At 33.3% G+C, this 7,531-nt stretch carries 7 protein-coding genes; 6 read left to right on the forward strand and 1 reads right to left on the reverse strand.

The annotated features are described in order from the left end of the window. Positions 1-137 precede the first annotated feature (137 nt). Positions 138-1,859 carry a phosphoenolpyruvate--protein phosphotransferase gene (gene ptsP / locus ABUA27_RS11325; RefSeq protein ID WP_288835454.1) on the reverse strand — a complete coding sequence of 574 codons (1,722 nt, stop codon included), beginning with the start codon at positions 1,857-1,859 and terminating at the stop codon, positions 138-140. 365 nt (positions 1,860-2,224) lie between these two features. Here ptsP and nagB point away from each other — a divergent pair, with 365 nt between their 5' ends. From nagB to ABUA27_RS11355, 6 genes are all read left to right on the forward strand, one after another. Beyond that, on the forward strand, positions 2,225-2,956 hold the full coding sequence (nagB, locus tag ABUA27_RS11330) for a glucosamine-6-phosphate deaminase (protein ID WP_022424885.1): 732 nt from the start codon (positions 2,225-2,227) through the stop codon (positions 2,954-2,956). 56 nt (positions 2,957-3,012) lie between these two features. Further along, the gene (locus ABUA27_RS11335) at positions 3,013-4,209 is read left to right on the forward strand and encodes a deoxyguanosinetriphosphate triphosphohydrolase family protein (RefSeq protein ID WP_349820740.1); all 1,197 of its coding nucleotides are present in this window, start codon (positions 3,013-3,015) and stop codon (positions 4,207-4,209) included. Positions 4,210-4,221: 12 nt separating this feature from the next. Then, positions 4,222-5,160 (forward strand): homoserine O-acetyltransferase MetA, encoded by a 939-nt coding sequence (metA, locus tag ABUA27_RS11340; RefSeq protein ID WP_349820741.1) that lies wholly within the window; start codon positions 4,222-4,224, stop codon positions 5,158-5,160. A 42-nt stretch (positions 5,161-5,202) separates the two neighbouring features. Then, on the forward strand, positions 5,203-6,222 hold the full coding sequence (locus ABUA27_RS11345) for a YdcF family protein (protein WP_349820742.1): 1,020 nt from the start codon (positions 5,203-5,205) through the stop codon (positions 6,220-6,222). 6 nt (positions 6,223-6,228) lie between these two features. After that, positions 6,229-6,696, forward strand: a complete 468-nt coding sequence (locus ABUA27_RS11350; RefSeq protein ID WP_349820743.1) for a hypothetical protein — start codon at positions 6,229-6,231, stop codon at positions 6,694-6,696. 89 nt (positions 6,697-6,785) lie between these two features. Continuing rightward, positions 6,786-7,439 carry a M15 family metallopeptidase gene (locus ABUA27_RS11355; protein ID WP_303353058.1) on the forward strand — a complete coding sequence of 218 codons (654 nt, stop codon included), beginning with the start codon at positions 6,786-6,788 and terminating at the stop codon, positions 7,437-7,439. The last annotated feature ends 92 nt before the right edge of the window (positions 7,440-7,531 follow it).

The raw sequence follows: 7,531 nt of genomic DNA on the forward strand, positions 1-7,531 counted from the left end.
ATATGAGCGCACTAAAGGGCAGTCATTTCTGACTGCCCTTTACAAGTGGAAACCCCCAAATATTTAAAGCGAGTTTTCTATTGACCCCCCTTAAAAATTAAAGGTTCCAAATGTTCATCTCTCAAGTATTGTGTTTTTTATCCTTCAATACCAGTTTCAGCTTTAACTAATTCAACAACTTCTTCCATTGTAGAAAGTTCAGTAGTTGCCTTTTCAGCTACCTTCTTAGATTCTTCATAAGATAATTCTCTGATACGTTTTCTCTGAGCAAGAATTGAAGTTGCAGACATTGAGAATTCGTCAAGTCCTAAACCAAGTAGTAATGGTGCAGCAAGAGCTTCGCCTGCCATTTCACCACACATACCAGTCCATTTACCTTCTCTATGAGAAGCATCAATTGTGTTCTTAACTAATCTTAAGATTGATGGGTTGAATGGCTGATATAAGTAGTTGATTGTAGATGACATACGATCAGCAGCAAAAGTGTACTGGATTAAGTCGTTTGTACCGATTGAGAAGAAATCTACAACCTTAGCAAACTGATCAGCAAGAACAGCAGCGGCTGGGATTTCAATCATGATACCAACTTCGATTGAATCAGAAACTTTAACACCTTCAGCTTCTAACTTAGCCTTTTCATCTAATAAGATTCCCTTAGCCTTCTTGAATTCGTCAACAGTTGCAATCATAGGGAACATGATCTTAAGATCTCCATAAACTGAAGCACGAAGTAATGCTCTTAACTGAGTTCTGAATACTTCTTCTCTCTGGAAGCAAAGACGAATAGCACGAACACCTAAGAATGGGTTCATTTCTTCAGGAACTGGAAGAGCCTTTAACTTCTTATCTCCACCGATATCCATTGTTCTAACAACAACTGGACCATTTACGTTTTCAAGTACTGTCTTATAAGCTTCATACTGTGAATCTTCTGTTGGAAGTTCATCTGATTCCATATATAAGAATTCAGTTCTGAATAAACCAACACCTTCAGCACCATTCTGCTTAATAGCTTCGATATCATTTGGAGAACCGATGTTAGCTACTAATAATACCTTATGACCATCAGTAGATACTGATTCAGCAGTCTTTAATGTCTTAAGTTCTGCTTTGTAGTCTTCGAATTCTTTTCTCTTAGCTTCATAAGTTGAAACTGTTTCTTTATCAGGGTTAACAAATACATCACCTGTTAAACCATCAAGAACTACCATATCACCATCATTGACAGTTTCAGTAATAACGTTAGTTGCTACAACTGCTGGGATTTCCATAGATCTAGCTAGGATAGCAGAGTGAGAAGTTCTACCACCGATATCAGTGATGAAACCACGAACTAAGTTTTTATTTAACTGAGCTGTATCAGAAGGAGTTAAATCATGAGCGATGATTACAACTTCTTCATCAATTAAAGCAGGGTTAGGTAAAGACTTACCTAATAAGTTAGCTTTTAAACGAGTAGTTACGTCTCTAACGTCAGCTGCTCTTTCTTTGAAATATGCATCATCCATAGATGAGAACATAGTAATGAATAAATTAGCTACATCTTCTAATGCTGCTGGAGCACATACCTTTTCATCATTGATCTTAGCTTCAACCTGTGACTGAAGTTCTGGATCTTCAAGAATCTGAGCATGAGCATCAAATACTGCTGCTTCTTCTTCAGATAAGTTTTTAGTAGCTGCTTCCTTAATTGCAGCGATTTCAAGTTTTACTGCTGCAACGCTCTTGTTATATAAAGCAATTTCAGCTTCTGTGTCTTCAACTGTAGTACGTGTTACAGTTAAATCTGGCATATCTAATTTATATGCTTTAGCAATGGCATAACCACTAGATGCCGCAATACCTTTTACATTTGTCATTTTTGACCTACCTCCATATATTCCATATTTTACAATAAAAGGGGTATAAAATAAAGGAAAGAAGTTCTTTCGTATATATTTTTTTGACAAATTTACACAATTTTGAGGGTATGAATTAACTTAAATCTATCTATATATATCTGCAAGTGTTGAAAGAAGCTAATTAGGATCATTTTTTCACTTTTTTAATAGTAAAAATAGATATATTCTAGTTACCAGATCACTCTTTAACCGCTGTTTCACTATCAGATAATTTATACCAATATATTTTAAAATAAATAAAGAAAATTTCATAGTATGAAAATATCACTTTACAAATAGGAATGACAAGTATAATATATAAGTGTAAACAGGAGGATAATAATATGAAAGTTATTGTTACTAAAGATTATGAAGAAGCAAGTCAGAAAGCAGCAGAAATCATGCTTGACGTTATCAAAAATAAACCAAACGCAAACCTTGGCCTAGCTACTGGTTCTACACCAATCCGTCTTTATGAATTAATGAGAGAAGATCATAAAGCTAACGGAACAAGCTACAAAGATATCAAATCATTCAACCTTGATGAATATTATGGTTTAGCACAGGATCATCCACAGAGTTATTACTATTTCATGTGCCATCAGTTATTCAATGAATTAGATATCGATAAGAATAATATCAATGTTCCTAAGGGTAAGGGATCTATCGAAGAAGTTTGTGATGAATACAATGCATTATTAGCTAAAAATCCAAGAGATATCCAGTTATTAGGAATAGGTTCTAATGGACATGTTGGTTTCAATGAACCAGGTACATCATTTGATTCAGTGACTCACTACATTGCATTAAAGCAAAGCACAATTGAAGACAACGCTAAGTTATTCTTCAATGGTGATTTAAGTGCTGTTCCTACTCATGCAATCACTATGGGTATTTCTAATATCATGGAAGCTAAGAAGGTATTATTAATCGCAACTGGTGAAAGAAAAGCTAAAGCAGTTAAAGGCTTAGTTGAAGGACCAGTAACAGAAGATTTACCAGCTTCTATTCTTCAGAAACATGAAGATGCAATCATCATCGTTGATGAAGCAGCTGCATCATTATTATCTAAATAATCTCTATAGGCGCTTAAGCGCCTTTTTTTGTGCTATAATTTTTTTGAGGTGATTTCATGAAGGCAATGAATAAAGACAATCCTAAATACAATGACTGCGTAGAAAGAGAATCACAGTTATATGAAAGAAAAGGTGATTTTAGAACACCTTTTATGAGAGATTATAATCGTATTATATTTACTACCGCCTATAGACGTTTAAAACATAAGACACAGGTCTTTTTTGCGCCTGATAATGATCATATATGTACGCGTGCTGAACATGTGAATCTAGTAGAATCTATCAGTTACACAATTGCTTATCAATTAGGACTGAATACTGAACTTACACGTGCTATTAGTGCAGGACATGATTTAGGACATGCTCCTTTTGGTCATGGTGGAGAAAAGATTCTTTCTTCTTTGTCTATAAAACATGGATTAGAACCTTTCTGGCACGAAAAGAATAGCCTTCACTTAATAGATGATTTATGTTTACTAGAGGATGATCAACATATTGAACATAATCTTGATCTCACCTATGCAGTAAGAGATGGCATTATAGCCCATTGTGGTGAAGTGAATCAAAGAAGAATTAAACCTAGAAGTGAAAAGATAGATTTAAAAGACTTTAAATCACCAGGACTTTATCAGCCTTATACTCTAGAAGGGTGTGTGGTGAAAATCAGTGATAAGATAGCTTATCTTGCAAGAGATATAGAGGATGCATGGAACTTACATATACTTAATGAAGAAGATATGAAAAGCTTAATAGAAGAAATTAATGCAGTTGTCCCAGAATTATTTAAAGCAATCAATAATGGAACAGTGGTCAATTACTTTATTCAAGATGTGATTCATAATAGTACCGAAGACTATATTGGTTTGTCTAATGAAGCTTTTGAAATTATGAAGATATTTATGAAGTTTAATTATCAAAAGATTTATGAAATAAAGAAGGTTAAGATTCATACGCAATATGTACAATTGATTCTAGAGAGTCTCTTTTCTTTCTTATATGAGTATGGACAACATGACAATTTTGTTTTAGACTTAAAAAAAGATGCAGAACGTTATCCACTCATTATTAATCATTATCTTAAATGGTTAACACGCTATAGTACTTTACTTCATGATGAACGTTATCAAAATCATATAGTCTATGACTTTGAGAATGATTCACTTGCTTTAGAAAAGAGTATTATTGATTATTTATCAGGGATGACCGATCATTTTATTATTGATGCATTTGATGAATTGCTTGCATATAGATAGGGGGGAGTTTTTATGCCAATTAATATTCCAGATGATTTACCAGCATATAAAGTTTTAACGGCTGAAAACATCTTTGTGATGAACCAGACACGTGCGACTACACAGCGTATTAGACCTTTAAAAATTTTAATTGTAAATATCATGCCTTTAAAGATTACAACAGAAACACAATTATTAAGATTATTATCTAATACACCATTACAGCTTGAAGTAGAACTTATTCATATGTCTACACATGATTCTAAGAATGTTCCTAAGGAACATTTACTTACTTTCTATAAGACATTTAAAGATATTAAAGAGAATTCTTATGATGGTATGATTATTACAGGTGCTCCTGTAGAACAGATGCCTTTTGAAGAAGTAGACTATTGGAATGAATTATGTGAAATACTTGAATGGGCCAAGATACATGTCTTTAGTTCTTTCTTTATCTGCTGGGCTTCACAGGCTGCTTTACATTATTATTATGGTATTGATAAGTACTTATTGAAGCATAAATTAACAGGTGTATATCGTCATCATACTAACCAAAGAAAGATGAGAAGAAAGATTTTAAGAGGTTTTGATTATCAGTTCTATGCACCACATTCACGTTATACAACTGTTTTAAAGGAAGATGTTGCAAGTAATTCTAACTTAGATATACTTGCTGAAAGTGATGATGCAGGAGTCTATTTGGTGGCTTCTAAGGATGGTTCTCAGTTCTTTGTGACAGGACATCCTGAATATGATCCAGACACATTAGATAAAGAATATAAGCGTGACAAAGAGAAACCAGGTGTCATTGCAGAACTACCTAAAAATTATTATCTTGATGATGATCCATCTCAGGAAATACAAGTAAAATGGCGTTCACATGCCTATCTTTTATTCTCTAACTGGTTGAACTATTATGTTTACCAGGAAACACCATATGATCTAAGTGATCTTCATGAACGTAAGAAATAAGCCATCTTCCTAGGTGGCTTTTTATATTAGGAGGTGATTTTTGTGTTATTTATTCCACTCATTATATTATTGATCTTATATTTCATGTATTGCATGCTTATGCGTTATGAATCACGCACCTTGTGGAGTGGTGTTGGGTTCTTTGGGCTTTCACTTATGACTATTATTACAGCTTTCTTCTATGCGTTCTACTATTCTGAAACATTAACTCATTATCCACTTATTATGGATATAGGGGTTCTATTAGCCGCTGTTGCAGTTCTGGTTATCCTATTTTTTCCACTTGCAACTATTATTATGTTCTTTGTAGAAGGAATTAAAGTCATTAAACATGAAGGATTGAAATTCACTAACCTTCTATCTCTAGGATTTTCGATAGGATTATTTGTTTATCTATTTATAGGACCAATCTTTTTTAAGTTTTCTAATAAAATAATGACAGTTCTCTATGCAATCATATCATTTACGGTTCTCTATTTCTTATCCGTTCTTGCTAGCTATTGCCTTTCTGCTTTCCTAAATACGTTCCACTTATTTAAATCTAGAAAACTGGATTATATAATAGTATTAGGAGCAGGCATCAAAGGAGAGCAGGTCACACCATTACTAGCGAGTAGAATTGATCAAGGAATAGAAATCCTAAAAAAGAATCCAAAAGCCTTGCTCATCATGTCTGGAGGACAAGGCAAGGGAGAAGATATTCCTGAAGGAGAAGCCATGGCACGATATGCCATCAATAAAGGTATTGATGAGAGTAAGATAATCATTGAAGACAAATCTACGAATACAAAAGAAAACCTCTTATTCTCATCAAAACTTATGACTAAAGAATCTCCACGAGTTGGACTTGTTACTACGTCCTATCATGTTTTTAGAGCCTTGATACTTGCAAAAGACTTAGGAATTAGATGTATTGGCTTTGGTTCAGTCACTAAATGGTATTTTACATTAAATGCTTTGATTAGAGAATTTATAGGTTACTTAAGCATGACATGGAAGAAGCATAGTATTGTGATTATTCTCTACAGTATATTTGTTGTTATTTTTTCGATTGTGAGGTAAATGATTATGGGTGCATTAAGTGTATTTTTTCTAATGGGCATATTGTCTACGCTATTTCTTATCTTTGTATCTTTATTTATAGGTATACTTTGTACTTATGTAGCAGGTTATCTTTTTGAAGGATTCCTTGTCTCTTCATTATTAGATACTAAAACCTATCGCGGCTGGATTCCTTTCTATAATAAATATTTACTAGGAAATATCACAGGAGATCATGTGCTTGGTATTATATTTTCTATCTGTGCACTTCCTGTATTAATTATTGGATATGTCTTATTTGTGATGGACGAATTAAACTATCTTTTATTTGTTGTGTTTCTAGTCATATTAATTATTGGTTTTATTGTCGATCATATTATTGCTTATCACTTCTTATCTAAAAGATGTAAATATGCATCATGGCTTATTGTAGTGAGTGTTCTAACATGTGGATTCCTTCGTCCTATTATATTATTCATTACTAAAAAATTATAATCATGTAAGCGAATCTTAATATTTTTGTAAGGAAATTGAGATGTTTCTTTTCAACATTTCACGATATAACTATTGTGAGGTGAAAAGAAATGCGAGTATTCAAGAAATGTCTTTTAGTTCTAGGAATTCTATTACTCATATTATCAGGATATATTATATTTCGTTCAGATACTTTTATAGAAGATGCTTCTACAAATCACGGCTGGAATCTTATGCTTGTGAATCATACAAGTAAAATACCAGATAACTATAAAGTGATACTTACAAAGCTAGATAATGGGAAAGAAGTAGATTCACGTATCGTTCCTGAACTATCACAAATGTTTAGAGATGCGAGAAAAGATGGTATTTACATGCAGGTGAATGAAGGATATCGATCATCTTATTCACAGCAGAAGATCCTGGATAATCGTACAAACTATTATAAAAATAAAGGTTTATTTACGCTTCTTGCAAGAAGATATGCATTAAATTATGTATCAGCCCCAGGTACAAGTGAACATCAATTAGGACTTGCAGTGGATATAGTAGGGGATAACCGTTATACAACTAATCAGTCTGCTTATAGATGGTTAGAAAGAAATGCATATAAGTATGGTTTTGTGAAACGTTATCCTAAGAATAAAACATCTATAACACATATTAAGAATGAACCATGGCATTATCGTTATGTAGGTAAAAAAGCTGCTTTAAAGATGCATCAGAAGAATCTATGTTTAGAAGAGTATGTAGAGAGTCTGTAATAGACTCTCTTTTGTGTGTGCCGGGCATGGCACTAATTCAGTCGGAGATAGTCTGACCACAGGTATTTACCGCCAAGTGTAGTGAACCACAA

The sequence above is a fragment of the Catenibacterium sp. RTP21428st1_D7_RTP21428_210409 genome (assembly GCF_040227455.1).
GTDB classification, from domain to species: domain Bacteria; phylum Bacillota_I; class Bacilli_A; order Erysipelotrichales; family Coprobacillaceae; genus Catenibacterium; species Catenibacterium mitsuoka_A.